Annotated in this window: 21 protein-coding genes; 10 read left to right on the top strand and 11 right to left on the bottom strand. The window is 62.3% G+C overall.

Features of this window, described 5'->3' with window-relative positions; translation table 11 throughout:
• Positions 1–21 precede the first annotated feature (21 nt).
• Positions 22–846 carry a DUF692 domain-containing protein gene (locus tag G9U53_RS07480; protein WP_165638531.1) on the top strand — a complete coding sequence of 275 codons (825 nt, stop codon included), beginning with the start codon at positions 22–24 and terminating at the stop codon, positions 844–846.
• The gene (locus G9U53_RS07485) at positions 843–1,169 is read left to right on the top strand and encodes a hypothetical protein (RefSeq protein WP_007729071.1); all 327 of its coding nucleotides are present in this window, start codon (positions 843–845) and stop codon (positions 1,167–1,169) included. Before G9U53_RS07480 ends, G9U53_RS07485 begins: the two co-directional genes overlap by 4 nt.
• On the opposite strand, the gene G9U53_RS07490 is transcribed toward G9U53_RS07485, so the two are convergent.
• The 8 genes from G9U53_RS07490 to G9U53_RS07525 form a co-directional block, all read right to left on the bottom strand.
• Positions 1,158–1,952, bottom strand: coding sequence for a family 1 encapsulin nanocompartment shell protein (locus G9U53_RS07490; protein WP_003942478.1), 795 nt, complete (start codon positions 1,950–1,952; stop codon positions 1,158–1,160). The genes G9U53_RS07485 and G9U53_RS07490 overlap by 12 nt on opposite strands.
• A complete protein-coding gene (locus tag G9U53_RS07495) occupies positions 1,949–3,007 on the bottom strand; it encodes a Dyp-type peroxidase (RefSeq protein WP_042447536.1) in 1,059 nt (352 codons plus the stop codon). The genes G9U53_RS07490 and G9U53_RS07495 overlap by 4 nt, the downstream gene beginning before the upstream one ends.
• A 68-nt stretch (positions 3,008–3,075) precedes the next feature.
• Complete coding sequence (locus G9U53_RS07500; RefSeq protein ID WP_007729077.1) at positions 3,076–4,032, bottom strand: SMP-30/gluconolactonase/LRE family protein; 957 nt, start codon at positions 4,030–4,032, stop codon at positions 3,076–3,078.
• 33 nt (positions 4,033–4,065) lie between these two features.
• Positions 4,066–5,022: an alpha/beta hydrolase gene (locus tag G9U53_RS07505; protein ID WP_165638532.1), complete on the bottom strand. Its 957-nt coding sequence runs from the start codon at positions 5,020–5,022 to the stop codon at positions 4,066–4,068.
• 1 nt (position 5,023) lies between these two features.
• Positions 5,024–5,398 (bottom strand): nuclear transport factor 2 family protein, encoded by a 375-nt coding sequence (locus G9U53_RS07510; protein WP_003942502.1) that lies wholly within the window; start codon positions 5,396–5,398, stop codon positions 5,024–5,026.
• A 65-nt stretch (positions 5,399–5,463) separates the two neighbouring features.
• Entirely contained in the window at positions 5,464–6,144 is a 681-nt protein-coding gene (locus tag G9U53_RS07515; protein WP_165638533.1) for a hypothetical protein, read from the bottom strand.
• 54 nt (positions 6,145–6,198) lie between these two features.
• Positions 6,199–7,629 (bottom strand): APC family permease, encoded by a 1,431-nt coding sequence (locus G9U53_RS07520; protein WP_050655905.1) that lies wholly within the window; start codon positions 7,627–7,629, stop codon positions 6,199–6,201.
• 98 nt (positions 7,630–7,727) lie between these two features.
• Positions 7,728–8,450: a FadR/GntR family transcriptional regulator gene (locus G9U53_RS07525; protein ID WP_021332595.1), complete on the bottom strand. Its 723-nt coding sequence runs from the start codon at positions 8,448–8,450 to the stop codon at positions 7,728–7,730.
• Between the two features lie 186 nt (positions 8,451–8,636).
• On the opposite strand from G9U53_RS07525, the gene G9U53_RS07530 reads away from it, so the two are divergent.
• From G9U53_RS07530 to G9U53_RS07550, 5 genes are read left to right on the top strand one after another with little or no spacing between them, the layout of a single operon-like run.
• Complete coding sequence (locus G9U53_RS07530; protein WP_242692443.1) at positions 8,637–9,443, top strand: gamma-glutamyl-gamma-aminobutyrate hydrolase family protein; 807 nt, start codon at positions 8,637–8,639, stop codon at positions 9,441–9,443.
• Positions 9,427–10,200, top strand: coding sequence for an SDR family NAD(P)-dependent oxidoreductase (locus G9U53_RS07535; RefSeq protein WP_021332597.1), 774 nt, complete (start codon positions 9,427–9,429; stop codon positions 10,198–10,200). Before G9U53_RS07530 ends, G9U53_RS07535 begins: the two co-directional genes overlap by 17 nt.
• Positions 10,197–11,573: a glutamine synthetase family protein gene (locus G9U53_RS07540; protein WP_165638535.1), complete on the top strand. Its 1,377-nt coding sequence runs from the start codon at positions 10,197–10,199 to the stop codon at positions 11,571–11,573. Before G9U53_RS07535 ends, G9U53_RS07540 begins: the two co-directional genes overlap by 4 nt.
• A 31-nt stretch (positions 11,574–11,604) precedes the next feature.
• The gene (locus G9U53_RS07545) at positions 11,605–13,068 is read left to right on the top strand and encodes an aldehyde dehydrogenase family protein (RefSeq protein WP_165638536.1); all 1,464 of its coding nucleotides are present in this window, start codon (positions 11,605–11,607) and stop codon (positions 13,066–13,068) included.
• 18 nt (positions 13,069–13,086) lie between these two features.
• Positions 13,087–13,605, top strand: a complete 519-nt coding sequence (locus G9U53_RS07550) for a hypothetical protein (protein ID WP_007729094.1) — start codon at positions 13,087–13,089, stop codon at positions 13,603–13,605.
• Positions 13,606–13,671: 66 nt separating this feature from the next.
• On the opposite strand, the gene G9U53_RS07555 is transcribed toward G9U53_RS07550, so the two are convergent.
• Both G9U53_RS07555 and leuS read right to left on the bottom strand, forming a co-directional pair.
• Positions 13,672–15,177, bottom strand: coding sequence for an MFS transporter (locus tag G9U53_RS07555; RefSeq protein WP_165638537.1), 1,506 nt, complete (start codon positions 15,175–15,177; stop codon positions 13,672–13,674).
• Positions 15,178–17,144: 1,967 nt separating this feature from the next.
• The gene (gene leuS / locus G9U53_RS07565; protein ID WP_021332602.1) at positions 17,145–19,991 is read right to left on the bottom strand and encodes a leucine--tRNA ligase; all 2,847 of its coding nucleotides are present in this window, start codon (positions 19,989–19,991) and stop codon (positions 17,145–17,147) included.
• 101 nt (positions 19,992–20,092) lie between these two features.
• Between leuS and G9U53_RS07570 the strand changes: the two genes are divergently transcribed.
• A complete protein-coding gene (locus G9U53_RS07570) occupies positions 20,093–20,587 on the top strand; it encodes an SdpI family protein (protein ID WP_165638538.1) in 495 nt (164 codons plus the stop codon).
• Positions 20,588–20,592: 5 nt separating this feature from the next.
• Positions 20,593–21,552, top strand: coding sequence for a DUF1648 domain-containing protein (locus tag G9U53_RS07575; protein WP_231914980.1), 960 nt, complete (start codon positions 20,593–20,595; stop codon positions 21,550–21,552).
• Here G9U53_RS07575 and G9U53_RS07580 read toward each other — a convergent pair.
• The gene (locus tag G9U53_RS07580) at positions 21,521–22,216 is read right to left on the bottom strand and encodes a FadR/GntR family transcriptional regulator (protein ID WP_047272655.1); all 696 of its coding nucleotides are present in this window, start codon (positions 22,214–22,216) and stop codon (positions 21,521–21,523) included. The genes G9U53_RS07575 and G9U53_RS07580 overlap by 32 nt on opposite strands.
• A gap of 162 nt (positions 22,217–22,378) precedes the next feature.
• Here G9U53_RS07580 and G9U53_RS07585 point away from each other — a divergent pair, with 162 nt between their 5' ends.
• The gene (locus tag G9U53_RS07585) at positions 22,379–23,548 is read left to right on the top strand and encodes an MFS transporter (RefSeq protein WP_063315350.1); all 1,170 of its coding nucleotides are present in this window, start codon (positions 22,379–22,381) and stop codon (positions 23,546–23,548) included.
• The last annotated feature ends 1 nt before the right edge of the window (position 23,549 follow it).

The following is a 23,549-nucleotide window of genomic DNA, read 5'->3' on the forward strand; positions in this document are numbered from 1 at the left end:
TGCACACGGGAGGTGACTCGAATGACCCTGCACGGCCTGGGAATCGGTTGGTGCCCCGAGGTCTCCGGAATCATCGCGCAGCTCGACGGCCTGGCATTCTGCGAAGTCATTGCCGAATCCGTCGGAAACGAGATACCGCCGCACCTCGGCTCGCTGGGAGTTCCGGTGATCCCGCACGGAATCTCGCTCTCACTTGGCGGGGCCGAGGCGGTAGATCAGGCACGGATCGATCACCTTGCGCGTGCATCCCAGCTACTGGGCGCTCCCTTGGCGAGCGAGCACATCGCATTCGTGCGTGCAGGCGGCATCGAGGCCGGCCACCTGCTCCCACTTCCGCGCACCTACGAAGCCGTCGACGCCCTGGTACGCAACATCACCCGGACTCAGGACGGTCTACCGGTGCCGTTCGCCGTCGAAAACGTTGCCGCCCTGTTCGACTGGCCGGACGACGAGTTGACCGAAGGGGAGTTTCTCGCGGAGATCGTCGAGCGCACCGGAGCCCTGCTGGTTCTCGACATCGCGAACGTCTATGCCAATGCCCTCAACCGAGGGCGTGATCCCTGGGCCGAGCTGAGCCGGCTACCACTCGAGCGAATCGCATACTGCCACATCGCCGGTGGCAGCATCAGCGACGGCAAATACCACGACACGCACACCGATCCGGTACCCGAAGCCGTGCTGGAACTCCTTGCGCAGTTCACCGCCGCCGGTCACCATCCCGCCATCATGCTCGAGCGCGACGGAAACTATCCGCCGGCACTGGAATTGCTCGACGAGCTCGATGCCATCGCCGACGCAGCTGGTCTGGATCGCATCACCGCGGGCACCGATTGGTCACGCACATGAGCACGCTCGGTGAGCGTCAAGAGGCGCTGATTCGCGCACTGGTGGCGGGTGGCGAACTGCCCGAAGGCTTCGACAAAGACGAAGCCGCCGTTGTCTCGGCGGCGCTGCTCCGAAAGCGCGCAGGAGAAGTGGCGCACCACCTTCCGGTCGTGCGCCACACTCTCGGCGATCGTTATCTTCAGTTGTTCACAGCGTGGGCGGACGGACGACCGAAGTCGTCTTCGCATGCGGATGCCCAGGCCTTTGTCGCCCATCTCCAGGACATCGGCGAACTGCCTCGCCCACCCTGGTATCAGAGGTTTCGAAAGGTCTCACGCAAGTGAGACAACAGCTTCGCTGGTGTACATGAGGAACGTCATCGATTCCTGGAAGTACAGCTCGACGGAGTTCGCATCGTGCGAGAGATAGCCGATGGACAGGTCCTGGCCGAGGTGCAATTCGTAGTCACCGCCACGCGTCGACAGCAGGAAAGCGCCGTCGATGGCCGGGGCCCAGATGATCTCGCCGTCGAGGACGCGTCGCAGGTGCTCGCGGATGGGGTAGCCGTGATCGGAGGTCTCGTTGATCGCGGTGAACGCATCTGCATTCAAGAGCAGTGAGTACGGTCCGTTGACACCGGCCAAGCGCAGCGACGTGATCGCCTGGCTGATGGCTTCCGGGTAGTCCTTGGCGTCGATGGGTAGCTTCAGTTCCGGGTTGGAACCGCTGGCCCGCACGCCGGTGATGCTGGCTGCTGGGTATCCCTCGAAGATGGCGCGGTCCTCGGCGAACGCGATCTGCTTGGCCGCGTCCTTGACGGGCTGCCAGTCGGAGTCCTTGGCGCCGCGTTCGACGTCGTCGATGGCCTGACGGCTGACGGTGAAAGGGACCCGCAGTTCGATGATCGGCTGGGACTGACGAGCATGTGCGATGACGCCGTCGGCCAAGGGATTGATCGGCACCTGATGCCCGAGTGGGATGGCCGCGAGATCGTCACCCGACGGTCCCTCCACATCCACGACACGACGACCGGCGACGTGACGCTTGAAGGTACGGCTCGCCTCTTCTTCGATCTCGGCCCAGGCTGCTGCCGAAATGGGTGCTAGGTCGCGGTGCAGGTTTGTCATTGCTGGGCACTCCTTTTGAGGCTGCCGATTCCGAGAGAACCGTCAGAGATGGGCGCTGTGAACGTCGCTTCGGGAACGAGCCTGGTCGGCAAGTCCGGGGGATCGTCGAGAAAGTCCGCCGTCGGAACGAAGAAATTGATTCCGGTGACGGCGGTGGAGAAATCGAGAATGCGGTCGTAATTGCCGACGGGATTCCCGATGAACATGTTGGTGAGCATCTGCTCGGTGACCGTAGGCGACGCCGAGTAACCGATGAAATAGGTACCCATCTCAGCGGAGCCGACGTGGCCGAACGGCATGTTGTCCCGCAGAATCTGGATCTGCTCACCGGATTCGTCCTCGATGACGGTGAGTGCGGTGTGGGAGTTGGCCGGCTTGGTGTCGTCGTCCATCTCGAGATCTTCGAGCTTGGAGCGTCCGATGACGTTCTCCTGCTCCTCGACGGGCAGGGAGTTCCACTCCGACATGTCGTGGAGGTACTTCTGGACGATGACGTAACTGCTGCCTGCGAAATCCGGATCCTCGTCACCGACGGTGACCGCGACGTAAGCGGCCTGCCCGGACGGGTTCTCGGTACCGTCGACAAAACCCATGAGGTCGCGTTGCTCGAAATACTTGAACCCGTGGACCTCGTCGATCACCGACGCGGCCCCGGCCAACCTGTTGGTCACGACCGTGGCGAACTCGAAGCACAGGTCCATCTGACGGGCCCGGATGTGAAACAACAGATCGCCCGGCGTGCGCGGGGCGTGGTGTTTGTCACCGGTCAACTCGACGAACGGATGCAATTCCGCCGGCCGTGGACCGTCGAAAAGTCGATCCCACGCATCCGAACCGATGCCGACGACGGCAGCCAAGCCACCGGCGGGAACCCGGAATCCGATCGAGCGTTGCAGCCCGGAAATATCCGCCAGAACGTCGTGAACTGCCTGCTCACCACCCTCGTCGATGGTGAAAACCAGGAAGATCGCAGCTTCCGTGAGCGGGGTCAGCAACGGCTGCGGTATCGCGGGAAGGGCCACTTCGGCCTCGTCGATCTCACTCGTTTCCGCCATGCAGACCAGTATGGACGATTCCGGCAGTCCCGGCATCAGTAGTGGGTAAGTCGCGTCAGGGTGTCGCGTCAGGGTGTTGCGGCCTGGGCGCCCGCGTCGAAGCCGGCCGGAATCTCGAAGATCTTTCCGTCGAACCCGGCGCGGTAGAGATGCCCGGCCGCGAAACCGGAATTGCCACGCCCGTAGGTCAACACACTCGACGCTTGCAGTCCGCTGGTGAGCGAGCAGTACTGGCCGGGTCCGTCGATCCGCCACACCTCACCACTGATGTCCGTGGGAACAATTGCGCGATCTCGCGAGTCCAAGGTCAAACCATCTGGGGCAGAGAAGGTTTCGAAACCACCGAGATCGACCAACGACTCCGAATATCCCGGATTGTCCACGGAGATGCGGCTGACACCCGGGTTTGCGAACGTGCGCGAAACGTAGAGCCAGCGATTATCGGCGCTCAGGGCAGCGCCGTTTGCACTCGGGAAGGTTGCCCACGCCGGGTCGACGGAACCATTCGGGCTGACCTTTCCGATCAGCGAACCGAAATCGTTGGTGGCGTAGATCGTCCCGTCGTGCGCGACGGCAAGGCCGTTTGCAGCGCTCAGACCACCGGCTATCGGCGTCACGGCGCCCGAGTTCACGTCCACCCGCGCGACCGACGCAGCACGCGTCAGATCGCCGATCAGCACGCCGGCGTTTGCTCCGGTACCCACCAGCAGTGAACCGTCCGGGCTCCACGCGAGTGCGCCCGCACCGCCGGGAACCGTCGCGATCGGAACTGCGGCCTGACCAGGCCCGTCGACGCGGAAGATCCGCCCACTCACCAGGTCGGTCGTATACAGGCGCCCTTGCCCGTCCACCGTGACACCCTCGAGGGCAGCACCCGGAATCTGGGCGCTGAGTATGGCGGGTGACGATCCAGGGCAAGGCGGAGCGGCGGCGGCACCGGACACGCCCAGAGCCAGAAGCGAACCGGCAACAAGAGCACCGGTGATACCAACACGAATACCGCGATCGAAGATCCTGGTGCGCATCTGCGCAACGCTAGACCCTCTGTCCGATTTCGCCTAGAGACTCCGAAGGAAAGAGATCAAAAGTTCATTGACCTCGACAGCGCGTTCTTGTTGTACGAAGTGCCCCGCACCGCCGAGGAGATGTACACCCCGCAGGTCGGGGACAGTGTCCTTCATTCGGTCCAGTGCCTTGGGACCGCTCATCGCGATGACCGGGTCTTCCGCGCCCGCAACGAAGAGCGTCGGGACCTCGACGTGCGCGCCGTCCAGATCCGCGCTGCGTTCCCAATTGGCGTCATACGCTCGGTACCAGTTCAAGCCACCGGTGAAACCTGTTGCAGTAAAGGCCTTTACATAGACATCCAAATCATCCTCGGTGAGCCACGACCACGGCAACGCCGGCGCCTCGGGAAGTACGTCGAGATAGCCGTTTCCTTCGGAGGGGTTCTTCCACACATCGAGGTACCGGTAAGCCCCGGACAAGGCGTGGAAGAGCCGCTGAAGGAATTCACGTGGACGGGCGTCGAGTTCGCGCTCCGCGACACCCGGTTCCTGAAAATAGTGAATGTGCAGAAAGTGCTTGCGCGCCAAGGCGGCGTAGATGGCCGAGGGCTTGGCCGGGAATCTGTCCGGCGCATAGGGAACCGCCAAGGAGACCAGTCCCGCAACGCGATCGGGGTGACGAAGCGCTGTCGTCCACGCGGCCGGAGCGCCGAAATCGTGTCCGACGAACACCGCTTTGTCGATTCCGAGAGCGTCGAGTAGGTCGATCAGCCGGTTCGCGACGGCGTCGTTGGTGTAGTCCTCGATCGCGTCGGGGCGGGTAGTGCCGCCGTAACCGGGCATGTCGAGTGCAATCGCCCGAAAACCCGCTTCCGCCAACGCTGCCGACTGATGGCGATAGCTGTATCCGAGGCCGGGAAAGCCGTGGCACATGACCACAGCTGTCCCGGAACCGGAATCGTCGATCTGCCAACAGAATCCGTCGACGTCGATCGTCTTGACCGTCATGTCAGGCGGTTATCATGTCTTCCTGGTTCCAGAATGCGCGCATCGACAGGATCTTTCCGTCGTCGTCGAAGGTCATGACGTCGATGGGTGCGATGGTCAGGGTCTGCTCGCCGAGCTTGGTGATCAGCGAGAAGTGGAATGCCGCTTCGTTTCCGGCGATGCGGAGGGTCTGGAGGTGAGCTTCCTGGTCGAAATTCTCGATCACGGAGTAGAACTCGAGAATGGACTCGCGGGTGGTGCGCACGTCGGTACCAACCGGGTCTTCAACCGTTGCACCCTCTGCGTACAGGGCCACAACCTGGGCAGCAGTGCCCGTCGCAACGGTCTCGATGTAGGCGTCGACGGTCTTGCGGATTACCTCTGCGGACGGTGCCATGGTCTACCCCTCGTAGTTAGAACAGGTTCTAATTCTGAGGATAACCTACGACTCTGTTCCACGGGTCAGCTTTCGAGCACCTTGCGCAGGCGAGCCTTCTTCCGGTTCTCCCGCACGATCCAGACGACATCGGTGTCGTCCGACGCCCCCAGGGAGACGAATGCCGGCAGGGCATTCTCCGGATCCGCCGCAACCGCGACACTCCAGCAGTATCCGAGCGCCTGCCGGAGAGTCCGTGTGTCGGCGTCACGACGGGAATCAGCCGGTTGCGAGACGATCCACTCGGTAGCGTCTCGGCACACCTGAACGGCCAGCGCAGCGTTGGTCTTGTCCTTCAGCAACCGTGGCTCGCAGATCCCCGCAGCCGCTGCGCGCAGCGTCAATGGATGAGCGGAGCGTGACCACTGCTCGATGATCGCCCGCAATAATTGCGGATCCGTGTCGCCTATCGCCTGAACGGCCATCGCGGCAGCTTCACGTGCACGCCACGACGCACTGGTGGTTGCCTCCGTGAGACTGTTCAGAACAGCCTTGTCGCGTGAACGAACAAGGATGAATCCGAGCCCGACGATCCCACAGCAGCGGATGTATTCGTCCTCGGACTCCGCCGCCAGCAGGATGTCGTCGTCATCGGCGCCGCGCGCGAACTCGAGCATGAGCCCAAGGTTCGCGCGCGGGCCGGGCAATCCTGAACGCTCCTGCAGATAACTCCACAGTTCATCGCCGTCCAGATCCGCGAACGTCATGGGAGTCCTGCTTTCTCGAGTGCGGGTGCACCCATCATTTCACCGAAAGCCCTCTCACGACGGGAGTTCGAAGCTCACTTGCTTCCGTCGTCGCGCATAGAGGAATCCACCGACAAACGCGAGCACCAGCACCCCGGTCATCACCACGGCCAGAATGTTGCCGCCCAGTAGGAGCGGAAGGTTTCCGGCAATGGCGATCGCGAATCCGATCAGCCCGACAAGGCCCAAGCTCGGGGCAAGTTTGGTGTGCCAGAATCGCTGATCGACCTTCGTACGATGAAAGAAGACGAGCACCGCAAGGCACGTGAGCAACATGAGAGCCACGATCCCCACCGTTGCAACGCCGGCGAACCACGCGAAGATCTGTGTCACCGGATCCAGACCGATGACGATGCAAGCTCCGAGAAGTACCAGAGCACAGCAGGATTGCACCACTGACGCGATGTGCGGCGAACCATGCACGCGGTGCGTCCGCCCACCTGCGCCCGGCAGAACGCCGGTGTTCGACAGAACGAAGATGTATCTGGCCAAGACATTGTGGAGAGACAGAACTGCGGCAAAGAGACTGGACACCAACAGAATTTGAATCAGGTGGGCTGTCACCGTTCCGGCAAAGTCGGTGGCAGTGGTGATCAGCATGCCGTCGGGGTCAGTACCCGCAATGTCCACTGCACCCTTGTCGCCCCAGGCTGTCACAACCGCCCAACTGGAGAGAGCGTAGAAGCCGCCGATGAGTATCAAGGCGGCGTATGTCGCTCGCGGGATAGTCCGCGCGGGATCCTTCGCTTCGTCACGGAAGATCGCCGTCGACTCGAACCCGATGTAACCGGCAAGCGCGAATACCAATGCGACGCCGGGGGATCCGGAGAATATTTCCGACGGAGAGAACATTGCTGTCGACGGGCCTTCCGGACCACCGTCGGCGATGATGAAAGCGTCGAGTACGACTACGATCCCGACCTCTGCGATCAACAGGATGCCGAGCACCTTGCCCGACAATTCGATATGACGAAATCCGAGGACGGCTACCAGAGCTAACGAGGCGAGCGAGAAGATCCACCACGGCACCTCCGGACCACCGTAGGAGGTGATCAACGAACTCATTGCCGGGCCGAGGTAGCCGTATACGGCCAATTGCACTGTGCTGTAACTGACGAGGGCCAACATCGCACTGCCGACGCCGGCACCACGGCCGAGACCATGTCCGATGTAGAGATAGAACGCTCCGGTTCCCGGGATGTAACGCGACATCGCGGTGAACCCGACGGCGAAGAGCAGAAGTACACCGGTTGTCACGGCGAAGGTCATGGGGAAGCCCGCACCGTTGCCACCGGAAATACCCAGCGGCACAAGACCACTGATCACAGTCAGGGGTGCAGCTGCGGCAACGACCATGAGGACTATCGAGCCGGTACCCAGCGAGCCTCGAAGAGTTCGGTCATCGCCGGATGCATCACGTGAAGCATTGACGGAAGTATGGGTCATACGGGCGATGTTAGAACCATTGAAGTCGATTCGGGACCCAATTCACAAAACTTTTACTTGCGAAAAACGGGACGAACCGTCCGTTCGTCGCGCTCCCGTCAGCCTTCTTCCTGCAGCGCCAAGCGTTTGAGCTCGTCTTTTGCGTGCAGAATGTGACGTTCCATTGCCTCCGCCGCGCGAGCGCTGTCGCCCCGCTTGATCGCCTCGAAGATTTCCTTGTGCTCCACCCTCGAAGCCTCGACCTGGTCTTCGAACACGAGATGATCGACGGGGACGAACATTTCGCCGCGAGCCTCGACCACAGCGGCCTCCAACCTGCTGTTTCCCGCCGCTCTGGCGATACCGCCGTGGAACCTGGCGTCACAAGCCCGGAACGATCCCCGACTTCCGGAAACCCCCAATTGCTCAATGGATTCGAGCAACTCGAGAAGATGACGATCGGTTCGCCGGACCGCCGCGAGGCTTGCCGTGCGCATTTCCAACCCGATACGGAGGTCGACGATCTCGTCGATGTCTGCTTCTCGCGCTTTCAACTGGCCAACCCAGTCTTCATAAGGCCTGGTCAACTCCGAAACGAACGATCCGCCCGTGGCTCCTCGCCGCACCTCGATGTATCCCATCGCCTGAAGGATTCGGACCGCTTCTCGCACACTGACTCGACCGACTTCGAGTTGCTGAGACAGTTCACGCTCGGATGGCAGGCGATCACCGGGGCTGAGCGCGCCGCTGTGAATGAGCAGTCGCAAGCGTCGAGCGATATCCTCCCCCAACGTCGGTGCACTGACCATGAATTCGATGGCCGGCAGCTTGTCGATCTGCACGTCTCGTACCCCCTACTCGGTGCCTGGACCGACACTTACGCTTCGTCTTGACCTACGAAATCGAACGCTCCCATTCGCAACTGTCCTTGAATAGATACAGCAGCGCGCGGCACTTCGAACCCGTTACCCCAACTTTACAAGCCAAACTCTAGCGAAAAGCCATTCAATGGTTCTATGCTCGCTCCTATGACCCAATTCACGATGACGGCGGAGGCACTCCCCGCCATGCCCCTGATCGGAGTCACCGGCCGCGTCGACCGCGGCGGGCCGTCACTACCCAACGTCGTCGGCGACGCGTTGATGGAAATGTTCTTCACCGATTTTCCCTCGAAAATCCGCGCTGCCGGTGGTCAACCGATCCTGCTGAGCATCCACAGTGATCCGCGCCGAATCGTCGAGCATATCGATGCCCTCGTCCTCAGCGGTGGTTCCGACGTGGACCCCAGGCGATACGGCCGCACCCCCGGACCAAACTCCTCGATGATCGACCCCGCTCGGGACGAATTCGAGTTTGCCCTGGTCGATGCAGCCTGGGAAATCGGACTGCCGATCCTGGGTGTATGTCGAGGACACCAGGTCGTCAACGTCGCCCGCGGGGGCACTCTGATTGCCGACCTTCCGACCGACGCCGGTGAGGCGCACAGCTTCTTCGGCTATCCGCGTTCCTACCGACCACAACAGGTCGCCCTTGAATCCGGCTCCATCCCATATAGTCTGTACGGCAACAGCATTCACGTGAACAGCCTTCACCACCAAGCAGTGGATGCCCCGGGGAGCGGGCTTCGGATCGTCGGACGCGCGCTCGACGGCGTCGCCGAAGCCATCCAGGCCGCCGATCGCCCCGTGGTGGGCGTGCAGTGGCACCCCGAATTCTTCGTCGAAATCGACCCGCTCTTCTCGTGGCTCGTCGACGCTGCAACCTCCCGTCGGACCAATTCTTCTCACCAGATCGATCATCACAGAATGGAAGACAACAATGTCACGTACGCATGAGAACAAGGTTGCCCTGATCACCGGTGCAGGCTCCGGAATCGGCCGCGGCATCGCGCTGCGCCTCGCCTCCGACGGTGCCCGCGTCGCGGTCGTGGACCTTCACATCGAAAGTGCAAAGGAGACCGTCGCACTTATCGAATCGCAGTACGGCACACCCGCGCTCGCCCTTGAGGCCGATGTGCGCGACCGCGCCGCCGTGAGCGCCGCTTTCGAAGCCACCGTCGCCGAATGGGGACGCTTCGACTACCTCGTCAACAACGCCGGCCTGATCACGATGAGTTCTCTCGAGAACCTCACCGACGAAGAGTGGGACCTCGTCCTCGACGTCAATCTCAAGGGCATGTTCATCGTCACGCAGATCGCCACCCCGTACTTCCGCGACGGCAACAGCGGCGCTGTGGTGAACTTGTCGACGGTGGAAGCGGACGTGGTCGTGTCCTCCCAGGGCTTCGCACAGGTCCACTACAACGCGTCGAAGGGTGGAGTGAAGATGCTGACGAAGGCTCTGGCCGTCGAACTCTCGCGGTACAACGTACGAGTCAACGCGATCGCCCCCGGGCCGGTCCCCACCGCCTTCCTGCCTGGCATCGACGTCTCCTCCGGCGAAGTTCTCGACTTCATGAAGTCCAGGCTCCTGGTGCCGCGCGTCGGCCGCCCCGAGGACATGGGTGCTGCAGTCTCCTTCCTGCTCTCCGACGACGCCTCCTACATCAGTGGAGTCCAGCTGCCCGTCGACGGCGGATGGCTTGCCCGATGAAAGGCCGGCTCACCACGGCCGAGCTCGCCGAGTCCGACATCGACACCGTCCTCATCGCCGGTATCGACCTCTACGGACGGTTGATCGGCAAACGAGTCCCGACGCGAATTTTCCTCGCGAACATCGACGAGGGTCTGCATGTGTGCACCTGTGTGTATGCCTGGGATGCCAGCCAACGCATGGACAAACTCGTTGTCGACTACGCCGGCGGACACACCGGCTGGCATGACTTCCGCCTGCAACCTGACCTGGGAACACTGCGACGCGCGTCGTGGCTCGAGTCCACTGCCATCGTCATCGCTGACTCGGTCGACGAACATACCGGCGAGATGGTCCCGATCGCACCGCGCACGATCCTGCGCAAACAGATCGACAAGCTCGAAGCTGACGGCCACACCGTCTACGCGGCAACGGAACTCGAGTTCCACCTCTACCGAGGTACCCCCGACGCATTGCGGCGCAGCGGCTATCGGAATCTCGAACCCACCACCCTGGTGCCCTCGGATTACACCATCACCGCCGGCAACGCGATGGAACCTTTCTTCCGCAAGGTACGAACCGCGTTGGAGGAGAGCGCGATTCCCGTGGAGGTCTCTCAGGTCGAATACGGCCTGGGCCAGTGGGAGATCAACCTCGAATACGGAACCGCCCTCGAGATGGCCGACCGCCATGTGCTATTCAAGCAGGTCGTCCACGACGTCGCTGCGGCAGAAGGGCTCACTGCTACCTTCATGGCACGTCCGAGCACCGACGGCATGGGCTCGTCGTGTCATATTCACGCGTCCATGCGGAGCGACGACACCTTCCCATTCCACGACGAAAGCGCAGAAAACACCGCGAGCGCCGAACTGCTGCACGCCGTCGGCGGAGTTCTCGAGCACTGCCCGGAACTCATGCTGTTCTACACGCCGACCATCAACTCGATGCGCCGCACCAGAGCCAGCCACGATTTCTCGGGGAACGGCTTGACCTGGGGTTTCGACAACAGGACTACCACCTGCCGACTCATCACCGGTGCACCGTCCGCCAACCGTCTCGAAATGAGACTGCCAGGGGCGGACGCAAATCCGTATCTCGCACTCGCCGCCGTTCTGGCGTCGATGAACGACGGTCTGACACGAAAGCTCGATCCCGGCGCACCGGTACGACGCGACGGGTACAGCGACACAGACACACTCGAGAAGGTGAAGCAACAACCGCTGCCCGGCACACTGGACGAAGCGGCGCGTGCGCTCGAGGCCAGTGAGTTCGCACTCGCGGCGTTCGGCGCCGAGGTCGTATCGCACTATGCGGCGGTCGCCAAGGACGAATGGGATTCCTTCATGTCCGCGGTCACCGACTGGGAACGCGAACGCTACCTCGACAACATCTGACCTACAAACGATTTCGCCACGAAGGACAGTCATGACCACTTCATGCTCACTCGTGCCCCAGAACAACACGATCGACGGAAACGTCGAAACACCGGCTATCGACCTCGGCGAATTTCTCACCGATCCCGACACCGGAGAGAAACTGCAAGCCCAACTCTCGTCCTCCACCGAACAGGTGGAGAGGGCGATCACCGCCGCGACAGAACTTCACCGATCGGGTGTCTGGACCCGTCGATCGGTCGCCGACCGGGTGCGCCTACTCGAGAGAACGGCTGAACTTGTCGAAGAACGGACTGCGGCGATCGCTCGTGAGGACTCCAAGAACAACGGCCTTCCGCTTTCGATCAGCACACTTTTCGCCGGCGGACTTCCCGATCTGTTCCGCAGTGCTGCAACGCATCTGAAGAACTCCTCCGGGTTCGAGCAGCTGGCGTCAGGTGCACAATTACATCGGCTGGCGTGGGGCCCGACCGCTGTGATCGCACCGTGGAACGCACCGAGCTTCATCACCGCCAAGAAGACCGCATTCGCTTTGGCCGCAGGTGCTCCGGTCATCGCCAAGCCCTCCAACTGGGCTCCGTCAGGACCCAACGTGCTTGCCGAGGCGATCTCACGTGCCATCGCCGAAGTCGACGCGCCGAAAGCTCTGTTTCAACTCGTTCACGGAGGCGGGGACGTCGGGCATCTACTGGCCTCCGATCGACGAATCCGAGCACTGGCGTTCACCGGCGGCCGAGCGGCCGGTAGTTCCATCGCCGCTGCAGCTTCTACCGATTTCAAGGCTCTTCAACTCGAGCTCGGCAGCAACAACCCCGTGATCATCCGCGCCGACGCCGACATCGATCTGACTGCCACCGCACTCGTCGACGGGTTCACCAAACTCAACGGGCAATGGTGTGAGAGTCCGGGAAGCGTCTTCGTGCCGCCGCACCTTCACGACCGGCTTGTCGACGCAATACTCGACCGCACGGCCGAAATCGCACTCGGCCGAACCGATGACGCCAACACCACGATGGGTCCGCAGGCGAACGAGCCTCAACTCCAACGGATGCGGGATACCGTCGAGTTCCTCCGCGGCGTGGGCGGCACGGCCGTCTCGAGCACCCCCGTGCCTGACGATTCCGGATGGTTCTTCCCACCGACAGTGGTGCACGGAATCTCGTCGGAGCAAACCAAATCGGAGACCTTCGGGCCGATCCTGACGGTGCACCGAGCATCAACCGACGAGGGAGCTCTGCTCGAGGCCAACGCTCTCGATACCGGCCTGGCCGGATACGTGTTCGGCGCCGACGTCGACGCCGCTCGTGAACTTGCGACCCGAATCGATTGCGGTGAGAACAAGATCAACAGCACCAGCCTCCTGGACCTAGACGACCACTCGACCCAGAGTTTCTGGGGCGGAAGCGGTATCGGCGCACACGGCGACGCAGAGCTTCTCGACTTCTTCCGGGGATCGAGAATCATCGGGGTCGATGCGCCCGGACTTCCTCTCTAGGCGGAGGAGGTCGAGGAAATGGGTGAAGCGGCTCGGGTGGGCACCGATACGAGTCGGGTGGGCACCATGGTGGTCGAATGCCACGATACCGCGGCGGTTCTCGCACGTATTTCGTCGCTGGGGTGGAAGCTCGGCGTCGAGGTCGTCAGCCTGTCTACATGGGTATCCGTGACATCGCCGGGAGTCACCGGAATGTCGATCGCGTACCGTTGCCCGGCAACGATCTCCGACGCCATGTTGATCAAGCGTCTCAACAAGATCATCGGGATAGTTCGCATCAAGACGGACCACGGCCCGTTCGTTCCGGTGACACCACAGGTCGGCCTACACGTCACCGCGACTTTCCAACGCGTCGATCCCGTGGCGCTGGTGGCGTACCGGCACGGCGCAACTGTGTGCAGTCAAGCGAACAATGTTCTGTCGGTACAACTCACCACCACCCGATCGATCGCGGACACATTCGTATCTGATCTGGCACAGGTCGCAGAGCGTCCGCTGCGGGGTGAGATCTCGCTGCAGGAGATTCATCTTGCATGACGTCGAAGTGCACCACGGCGATGTGCGGCTACGGACGTTGGCCAGTAGCCGCACATCATCGTGTGATCAGTGAGCCGGGAGGAGGGACGTCTCCTGCTGCACACCGTCTTCTGCGCCGATCTGGACGATGTTTCGCGGCAGGAACACGGCCGCGATCGCGCCGAGAACTGCTGCAGCAGCACCGATCAGGAAGGCGATACGCATGCCCTCGTCGGTGTAGAACACAGCGCCCTCCATCGCCATCGCGATGTGCGAGTTCAAGACCGTGAAGGCGATGACGGGAAGCACTGCGGGGAAGATGCTCTGGAAGACCGCAACCATGCTCGCCGTGGTTGCCTGCAACTGCGGCGGCACTGCTTCGATGAGCAGGTTCGGGATGGAGGCGTAGCCCATACCCATACCGACACCGAAGATTCCGGCGAAGATGATGAGCAGCGGCTTGTTGTCGTGAATGGTGGCCGTCAAGGTGAATCCGACTGCCATGAGGATCATTCCGGTGATAATCAGCAGACGCGGTCGGATGTTGCGTCCCACGAGGAAGCCCACAATCAAGCCACCGACCACCACCATGCCGCCAAGCGGCGCCTGGAAGATCGCGAATCCCTCTGCCGTGACGCCGAATCCGTATCCCAGGCCGAGAACTGCGGGGGTCATCACCATCATCGGCAGCAAAATCGTGAAGACTCCCGATGCGCCGTAGCAGAAACCGGCACCGACGGCGGTGAGCATCACCGAACGCTTGCCGAAGTAGCGCAGGTCGATCAAGGGCTCGCGGATGGCTCGGGCAGAGGCAACCCAAGCCACCAACAGTGCGACGCCGCCGATCAGGTAGGCCAGTGTCGAACCGTTCTTCCAGCCCCAGGTCGGTCCGAAGCTGACGCCGATCAGAATTCCGGCGATGCCCGACCCGAGCAGTACCGCACCGATCAGGTCCAGCGAAGAGCGAAGTCGGACAGTCGATTCCGCCGTCGAAGCGAAGATCATGCCGCCGAGGAGAACCAGCCCGACGACAAAGAACCAGAAGATGCTCCGGAACCCGTGGTTGTCGATCAACCAACCGGTGAGGAACGGCGCCGGGATCGCAATCAAACCCATACCGGAAGTCGCGATACTGACGGCCAAGGCAACAGTTTTCGGCGGAAAAACATCTCGAATGAGGGAGTAACTCAGGAACAGGCAGGGAACCAGCAGACCCGTCAGCGACCGGCCCAGAATCAGGATCGCGTAGCTCGGCGCTATCGCCGAAATGAAGGATCCGACCGCCGCGCCGGCGACAGCCAAGAGCAGGACTTTTCGTTTGCCGTACATGTCGGCGAGCTTGCCGAGCAGAGGAGACGCGACCGCCCCCAGCAGCAAGAACGACGTGAGCAGCCAAGCTCCCTGCGTCGTTTGATAGTGCACCGAGATCGCAGGGAGAGCAGTGGAGATCATCATGTAGCTCACTGCGAGCATCTCGAGAAGTAGAACAATCGACGCCAGGGAGAACACCAGTCGCGGAGTCCACCGCTCCGGTATCGATGTCGGTTCGGGCAAACTGGGAGACGAACCGTCGCTGTGGACATGAGACGCCATGGCTGGAAGATCCTTTCGGGAACACCTACGAATTCGATTGACCCTCTGTCGAATACCGTCGACGGGGGCCTAGCCGGGAAGTGCAATGGAACGACAGCTACCGATCTCGGTAACGTGTTACCTGCATCACAGCCCTCGCGTCGACCGCGCGCTACAGAATGTTCCGCGGAGCGGGACAATCAGGACAACGACTGATTGGCGACGGTGCACCAAAAGGACTGCGGCGGTTCGATTGTGAGCAAAGGCAACTACTCTGCGGAGTCGACGCGCGATTAACCCGGGCTGAAAAGCAGTGACTCACGCTTGCCCACACCACCACAGACAGAAATGTCAACGCCAGCGCCAGCAGTCCGACTACCCCCACTCCTGCAGCTACGCGCTCGTACGCCGCTCCAGCTACTGCCCCGACTGACATCCACGTGCACACCCAGGCCATCGCAGACGGCACTTGCGCAACGGCAAACCTCCGATAGCTCGTCCCGACGGATCCCACCAGACGCGGTGTTACGGTCCGGACTCCAGCCATCCACTGACACAGAACAATCGCTGCAGCGCCATGCCGTTCCACCAGGCTCAGAGCCCGTAACTCCATCGATTGAGAGAGTTCCATCAACCGCGACCATGCCCGCGACCGGTCGGCCCCACGGGCTCCCGTTCCCGCGAGTGGACTCACTCTCCTGAACCGGCGAGCACGTCGGCCTCGCACGTAGGCAATATGCCCTCCGGCAATTTCACCGGCGATCGCGACAAGACACGCTGCGACTGGGTGAACGGCACCCGTGCTTCCGAGATACCCGAAAGCAAGGACCGCCGTCACACCAGGAAGAATGATCCCGACCAACGTGCCCACTTCCGCCATGATCAGCATCCCACCCGCCGCGAGCAACCAAACCGGGGGCAGCCCGGTCAAGAGGTCAGCAGAAATTCGCACGAGTCATCGGCTGCCCACATCGGTACACAACCGCCGGCGGTGCGTTACGCCAAATAACCGGTCCACACGAGACGTCGGTGAACTTTTCGTTCAGTGCAATTCGGAATCCCTGGGCTCTCGGTAGCCAGCGCGCGTGGGGGTAAGCGAGAAGGCTCGCCTGCCCGCCATCCGTGAGCAGGGTCGCAATTTGATCCAGAATCAGACACTGCTTTCCGAGATCGATGAGCGACCACGGGAGCGCACAGACGATTGCGTCAACGCGTTCTACTCCAGCGGATTTCAACAGGGCGATCAGATCACAGGCGTCGCCCCAAATCGCCTCGATGCTTGGCCTCGTCCGACACAGATGCCTCACCAGTTCACGATCAACCTCGACCGCGATATGACGGCCGCTCCTCGGTATTCGTGAGGAGATGGCGTCCGAGACAGAACCTGTCCCCGGACCCAACTCGACGATCACAGGCGCGCCGACCGCTGGTACGACCGCCGCCAGTTCCGCTGCGACGGAGGGAGAACTCGGCGCGACCGCGCCCATGGTAAACGGCTTCCGGAGAACAGCTTTAGTGAATTGCCAACCTATGTTCTGGTTCGATGTCATCGCGTCAACAATCCTCAGAACGAGCCGCGCCCACATCGTCCCCTGGGGTTGAAATTCACACGATTCGCTCGGGGCTTGCCCCTAAGGGCCGATACCTAAGGGATTGAAACACTCTCTCAGGGCATCGCCTAAGGGTCACAATATAATTCATCAATAGTGACTCCGTAATACCCGGCGCTCCCCTGCTCGAACAGATCGAAGTGAGGTGGTGTTCGCGTGCCGCGAAGCGATGACACTCGTTCTCCAAGTGGAGTATTCAGATTGTTCGAAGATCGCAGCTTGAATCGGAAACTGGATCGGAGATTCGATCCGGGCGATCACCCACGACGCCTGTGAAGACTGGCAGCACATCTGTGGCGCCCAGATACGCACCCAGATACGACTGTGCGCCGTTTCGGTAGCGGTAACTACCAAAACGGCGCACAGGGGCCGAAGGCCCTACAGAACTATGTTGACCATCTTGCCCGGCACAACGATCACCTTGCGGGGTGCGTTGCCCTCGAGCAGAGCGACGATCTTCTCATCGGCCAGCGCAATCTCTTCGACAGCCTTGCGATCGGCATCCGCCGGGACGCTGATGCGGCTACGAACCTTGCCGTTGACCTGGATCGGGTACTCGACGGTATCCTCGACGAGCCACTTCTCCTCGACTGCCGGGAAGGGTCCGTGCGCAAGGGATTCCGTGTGACCCAGACGCGACCACAGCTCTTCCGCGAGGTGCGGCGCCAGGGGAGCGAGCATCAGCACCAGCGGCTCGACAGCAGCACGCGGCGCACCGCCCGGGAACGCCTTGGTGAGGTGGTTGTTGTACTCGATCAGCTTCGCGGCGGCCGTGTTGTCGCGCAGCGCCGTGTAATCCTCGATGACACCGGAAATCGCCTTGTTGAGCGCACGCAAAGTCTCTTCACCAGGAGCTTCGTCGGTGACACGGGGCTTGCCGGTCTCCTCGTCGATGACGACGCGCCACACTCGCTGCAGGAATCGCGCAGCACCGACGACGTCCTTGGTAGCCCACGGACGCGAGGTGTCCAGCGGACCCATCGACATCTCGTACACACGGAGGGTGTCTGCACCGAACTCGGCGCAGATCTCGTCCGGCGCAACGGCATTCTTCAGACTCTTGCCCATCTTGCCGTACTCGCGGTTGACCTCGGCACCCTCGTAGAAGAACTTGCCGTCCCGCTCGACGACCTCTTCTGCCGGCACGTAGACGCCGCGGGCATCGGTGTACGCGAATGCCTGGATGTAGCCCTGGTTGTACAGGCGGCGGTACGGCTCGCTCGAGGACACGTAGCCCAGGTCGAACAGAACCTTGTGCCAGAAGCGCGAGTACAGCAGGTGCAGCACTGCGTGCTCGACGCCGCCGACGTACAGGTCGACTCCACCGGGATCGTTGGGGCCGTGCAGTTCCGGACGCGGGCCCGTCCAGTACGCCTCGTTCTGCGGGTCGCAGAAGGCGTCCTGGTTGGTGGGGTCGATGTAGCGCAGCTGGTACCACGAGCTACCTGCCCACTGCGGCATGACGTTGGTGTCGCGATGGTAGGTCTGCAGACCGTCACCGAGATCGAGCTCGACGTTGACCCAGTCGGTCGCCTTGTTCAGCGGGGGAGAGGGCTCGGAGTTGGCGTCGTCCGGATCGAAGGACACGGGTGCGTAGTCCTCGACCTCCGGAAGCACCACGGGCAGAGCCGAATCCGGCAGAGCGTGTGCGTTGCCGTCCGCGTCGTAGACGATCGGGAAAGGCTCACCCCAGTAACGCTGACGCGCGAAAAGCCAGTCGCGCAGCTTGTACTGGATGGTGCCCTTGCCCTGGCCGCTCTCCTCGAGGCGACTGATGACGGTCGCCTTGGCCTCGGCAACGTCCAGCCCGTCGAGGTAGTCGGAGTTCACCAGCGGGCCGTCACCGGAGTACGCAGCCTCCGAAACATTGCCACCGGCAATAACTTCGAGAATATCCAGACCGAACGCGTTCGCGAACTCCCAGTCACGGTGATCGTGTCCCGGAACTGCCATGATCGCACCGGTGCCGTAACCCGTCAGAACGTAGTCGGCGATGAAGATCGGAACCTTGTGTCCATTGACCGGATTGACGGCGTAGGAACCAAGGAAGACGCCCGTCTTCTCCTTGTTTTCCTGGCGCTCCAGGTCGGTCTTGGCGGCAATCGACTTACGGTATGCAGCAACAGCTTCCGCCGGAGTCGTGGCACCGCCAGTCCAGCGCGCGTCGACACCTTCGGGCCACTCGTCCGCGACGAGCTTGTCCACCAAGTCGTGCTCAGGAGCCAGCGTCACGTAGGTGGCGCCGAACAGCGTGTCCGGACGGGTAGTGAACACATCGACGCCGTACTCGCCTGCAGCAAAGGTAACTTCGGCACCGTACGAGCGTCCGATCCAGTTGCGCTGCATGGCCTTGACCTTGTCCGGCCAATCCAGGTACTCGAGGTCGTCGACCAGGCGATCGGAGTACGCGGTGATGCGCATCATCCACTGCTGGAGATGCTTACGGAAGACTGGGAAGTTTCCGCGGTCACTACGACCGTCGGCGGTGACTTCCTCGTTGGCCAGGACGGTACCCAAACCGGGGCACCAGTTGACCATCGAATCCGACTGGTAGACAAGGCGGTACGAGTCCAGAACCTTGGCCTTCGCGGCCACGTCCAACGAAGCCCACTCGCGTCCGTCTTCCAGAGCGCGCTCACCGGAATCGAACTCGGCTTCCAACTCGGAGATACGACGCGCCTTGCCGGCTTCCTTGTCGTACCAGGCGCCGTGGATCTGCAGGAAGATCCACTGCGTCCAGTGGTAGAAGTCGACGTCCGTCGTCGCGAGGCTACGACGCTCGTCGTGCCCCAGACCCAGGCGTCGCAGCTGGCGCTTCATGTTGGCGATGTTGGACTCGGTGGTCGTCCGCGGGTGGGTACCCGTCTGCACGGCGTACTGCTCGGCCGGGAGACCGAACGCGTCGTAGCCGAGGGTGTGCAGGACATTGCGCCCCTGCATGCGATGGAAGCGCGCGAAGACGTCCGTAGCGATGTATCCGAGCGGGTGACCGACGTGCAGACCCGAACCCGAGGGGTACGGGAACATGTCCTGCACGAAGAGCTTGTCGGCGGGAACACCGTCGGGCGAGGAGAGCGGACCGACCGGATTGGGCGCGTTGAACGTGCCTTCCTCACTCCAGCGGTCCTGCCAGTGCTGCTCGATCTGGCCGGCGAGCTCCGCGGTGTAGCGGTGCTGCGGAGTTGCGTCGGCTGGTGAATCGGGGGACTGCGGAGACTCGGTCACTATGGTCGCTATCTACTTGGCTGACGGAAATACCGATAACCAGGGTAGAGCCTGCACGACCCGGGCATACCATCAACTCCACTCGCGCCTATCCTGTATGGGTGATCGTTGTCGCTGTGGTGCTATTCGTGCTCGCTGTCGCCGTAGGTGGAGTTGCCGTCGCCGGACTGATCGGCAAACTCCCGCGCAACCGCTGGGCCGGTGTCCGCACCGAGGATTCCCTGCGGAGCGAGGAGTCGTTCGCCCTCGCCAACAAGGTGGCCGGTCCGACCATGCTCGCGGCCGCTGGAATGTTCGTCATCGGCGGAGTCGCAGCACTGACCATCGGCGGAGTCTTCGGCATTGCCGTCGCGATCATCGCCGTCGTCGTCGCCGTCCTCACTGCCGGTTTCGGTGGAGGCATCGGCACCCGCGCAGCCGCCGCGCTCCCGCAGCAGAGCGGATGCGGTAACGACTGCAACTGCGGCGGGCACTCCGAGCCTGCCGCCGACGAGCCGGTGGCGGAGACCCCCGAGGCCAAGGCGAACGCTGCCGCTTGCGGCACCGCTTCCTGCGGTGCCTGCGCGCTCAAGGATGCTTGCCAGCCGGCTCATTGATTCACGTGAAACATCGCGTGGTCGACCCGGCCGGGGTCGTATTCGGGCTAGTCGTTCCGCTGTTGTGTGCGGTCTTCGGCTTCGTCCTGACAGAAATGTGGGAGCCTCGCCTCCCGGAGCAGATCGCGACTCACTGGACCACCACCTCGCCGGACGGCTTCTCCACCCCGTCGGCCAACGCATGGACCATTGCACTTTTGACACTGCTCTTCGGTGGCGGTCTCAGCGCGATTGCTGCTCTTGCTCCCGCGATGTTGATGATGCGTCGCTTCATGTTGGTTGTCGGGCTGAGCATGGTCGGGCTCGTCACGACAGTGAACTTCGCTTTGCTCTACACCCAACTCGATGTCGCCGATCCGTCCACGACGTCACTCCCGCTGTGGTCTCTCGGTGTCGGCTTTGCAGTCGGCGGGGTGCTGGGGTGGATCGGCGCCTCCTTCCTGCGCGACTACCGCGTCCGCACTCTTGCCACGATCGAACCCTCGGCCGGGTTGCCGCGAAGCAGCTGCCCTCTACCTATCTCCGACGACGTCGGATTCAGCACCAAAGGCTCGGTGATCCTCACTGCGATCACTCTGGCGCCCGGAGTCATCATGGCGTTGGCGATGCGGTCACTCTGGCCGTTGTTCATCTTCGGGGCACTCGGACTGCTCGTCGTCAGCTTGGTTCGCTTCCGGGTGATCGTCGACGAACGGGAGATCCGGGTGATCAACATGGGGATGGCTGCGATGACCTACGGCATCGAGGAAGTTGTCGGAGCCGACGTCGCGGAGATCAAACCGTTCGCGGACTTCGGCGGCTGGGGACTCAAGACCAAGGGTCGTCGTAACTACGGCGTCGTCACCCGCACCGGGCCAGCGGTGGTCATCACGTTCGCTTGTGGCGACCGACTCACGATCACGACACCCGGGGCCGAAGACATCGCCGGGTCACTCAATCGATTGGCCGACGCCCGGACTCGGTAACCGCCGAGCCTGAACCGATCGCTTCCTGAGTCTTCTCGAGATACCCACACGCCGCAGCCCTGGCTTTGGTGACATCGCGTTCGGCGATGGCTTCGGCAACTCCCTGATGATGCGAAGACGTCAGCGACGGCGGATGCACCCCTTCGGTCACCTCGTACGTGGCGCGGACGGTTTCGAGGATTCCGGCAAACAGATCTTTCAGCACGGGATTGTGGGCGGCATCGACGACGGCAATGTGAAACGCGAGATCGACGTCGACGAAGTTCTCGGCCGGGACGTCACGCTTGGTGGCCAGCTCACGAAGTATCCGGACGTCGTCGTCGCTGCGACGCTCACACGCCAACCGGACCGCTTCCATCTCGAGCGCACGACGCACTTCGAAGACGTATTTCATCTCGTCGACGGACGCGTGTCTGCCGAGCAGTCCGCCGATGTCGGTCCGAGCGCGCACGAAGGTCCCTGATCCGCGACGGATCTCCAGGACTCCCGTCGAGGTCAATGTCTTGATCGCTTCGCGCACGGTGTTCCGGCCGACGCCGAGAACACTCATCAGCTCCGGCTCGGTCGGAACACGATTGCCCACTGTCCAGACGCCGTCGGAGATCTGCGCGCGCATCCAGTCGAGGGATTGCTCGTACGCGGACTCTTTGCGAACAACGGTCATCAGCTCATCCTCACAGCATTAGCGGCGATCATTCCACTCACTTACGATACGTAGGACGACCCATGTATTTTCGCACTCTGTCTTCAGGAGGGGCTTCCCACGTCCGCCACAGCTGTCGCCACCGAAGAACGCACACGCCGCACCAATCGACACTTCTACGGCGTGGGCTACGTCCTCACCGTGATCCTCTTGGGCGCGAACATGCCCACCTCCGTCTACGGGCTCTACCGGACCGAGTTCGGATTCACGCCCACCATCCAGACGCTGATCTACGGCGTCTACGTCGCCGGCCTCGTTCCGGCATTGCTGTTCTTCGGACCGCTGTCCGACGCCCTCGGCCGACGCACCGTGCTCCTTACTGCACTCGCTCTGAGCGTCGTCGGCACGCTCGTTCTGGCATTTGCCGACGCGACGGTGTGGTTGTTCGTCGGCCGGATTGCCCAGGGAATCGCGGTGGGCGCGGCCAGTGCGGCGGGCAGCGCCGCATTGGTGGAGCAGGAACCGAAGTTCGATCACCGACGAGCAGCGCTCGTATCGACGGTGACGGGCGCGTTGGGCGGTGCGCTCGGACCACTCGTGTCCGGTGCAATCGCCCAGTACCTTCCGCAACCGCTGCGGTTGCCGTATCTGATCTTCCTCGTCGCGTTCATCCCGGCACTGATCGTGTTGCTGCTACTTCCGCGGATCGGGGACGTCACACGCCCGAAGCGGTTCTTCCAAATGCCACATGTTCCCGCCACTGTTCGCGAGACTTTCTGGCTCAGCTCGCTCGCCGTCGCGCTGTCGTGGGGCGCGGTCGGGCTCTTCCAGTCGGTGGTCCCGTCGTGGATGACCAGCCTGCTGAACATCGACAACCTTCTACTCGGCGGCGGGGCGGCCGCACTGGTGATGATCTGCTCGGTGGTCGCGCAACTCGGCGGAAGCCGCATGGACCCGCGCACGTCCGTCACCGCCGGCCTGGGAATCCTCGCTCTGGGAATGATCGGCCTCCTCGTGGTCGACCTCGTCCCGAGCCTGGCACTGCTTGGCGTCATCACCGTCGTGGTCGGCGCCGGGCACGGTCTGGCGTTTGCCGGCGGCATGAAGCGCGTCAACGCCGCCGCCCGGACCCACGCCCGCGAGAGCCACGGCGGAGTTCTGGCCGCGTTCTTCACCGTCAGCTACGCGGGACTGGCGATCCCGTCGATCATCGCGGGTATCGCCATCACCCTCCAGGGAATGCAGACGGCCATCATCGAGCTGTCGATCATCGGGACGCTGCTGTGCCTGGCGGTGATGGGCTTCAACCTTCGTGGGGCTCGAGAGCCCGCTGAAGCTCGCCGTTATCCTTAGC

The organism is Rhodococcus sp. D-46 (assembly GCF_011290655.1).
Lineage (GTDB): Bacteria > Actinomycetota > Actinomycetes > Mycobacteriales > Mycobacteriaceae > Rhodococcus_F > Rhodococcus_F qingshengii.

Excerpts from the sequence above, each read along its gene's own strand:
- G9U53_RS07505 (WP_165638532.1), bottom strand. The coding sequence starts at position 5,022 with ATGACGGTCAAGACGATCGACGTCGACGGATTCTGTTGGCAGATCGAC.
- G9U53_RS07550 (WP_007729094.1), top strand. The coding sequence starts at position 13,087 with ATGGGTGAAGCGGCTCGGGTGGGCACCGATACGAGTCGGGTGGGCACC.
- G9U53_RS07510 (WP_003942502.1), bottom strand. The coding sequence starts at position 5,398 with ATGGCACCGTCCGCAGAGGTAATCCGCAAGACCGTCGACGCCTACATC.
- G9U53_RS07580 (WP_047272655.1), bottom strand. The coding sequence starts at position 22,216 with ATGACCGTTGTTCGCAAAGAGTCCGCGTACGAGCAATCCCTCGACTGG.
- G9U53_RS07520 (WP_050655905.1), bottom strand. The coding sequence starts at position 7,629 with ATGACCCATACTTCCGTCAATGCTTCACGTGATGCATCCGGCGATGAC.
- G9U53_RS07485 (WP_007729071.1), top strand. The coding sequence starts at position 843 with ATGAGCACGCTCGGTGAGCGTCAAGAGGCGCTGATTCGCGCACTGGTG.
- G9U53_RS07480 (WP_165638531.1), top strand. The coding sequence starts at position 22 with ATGACCCTGCACGGCCTGGGAATCGGTTGGTGCCCCGAGGTCTCCGGA.
- G9U53_RS07495 (WP_042447536.1), bottom strand. The coding sequence starts at position 3,007 with ATGGCGGAAACGAGTGAGATCGACGAGGCCGAAGTGGCCCTTCCCGCG.
- G9U53_RS07535 (WP_021332597.1), top strand. The coding sequence starts at position 9,427 with ATGTCACGTACGCATGAGAACAAGGTTGCCCTGATCACCGGTGCAGGC.
- G9U53_RS07490 (WP_003942478.1), bottom strand. The coding sequence starts at position 1,952 with ATGACAAACCTGCACCGCGACCTAGCACCCATTTCGGCAGCAGCCTGG.
- G9U53_RS07545 (WP_165638536.1), top strand. The coding sequence starts at position 11,605 with ATGACCACTTCATGCTCACTCGTGCCCCAGAACAACACGATCGACGGA.
- G9U53_RS07555 (WP_165638537.1), bottom strand. The coding sequence starts at position 15,177 with ATGGCGTCTCATGTCCACAGCGACGGTTCGTCTCCCAGTTTGCCCGAA.
- G9U53_RS07530 (WP_242692443.1), top strand. The coding sequence starts at position 8,637 with ATGACCCAATTCACGATGACGGCGGAGGCACTCCCCGCCATGCCCCTG.
- G9U53_RS07515 (WP_165638533.1), bottom strand. The coding sequence starts at position 6,144 with ATGACGTTCGCGGATCTGGACGGCGATGAACTGTGGAGTTATCTGCAG.
- G9U53_RS07500 (WP_007729077.1), bottom strand. The coding sequence starts at position 4,032 with ATGCGCACCAGGATCTTCGATCGCGGTATTCGTGTTGGTATCACCGGT.
- G9U53_RS07540 (WP_165638535.1), top strand. The coding sequence starts at position 10,197 with ATGAAAGGCCGGCTCACCACGGCCGAGCTCGCCGAGTCCGACATCGAC.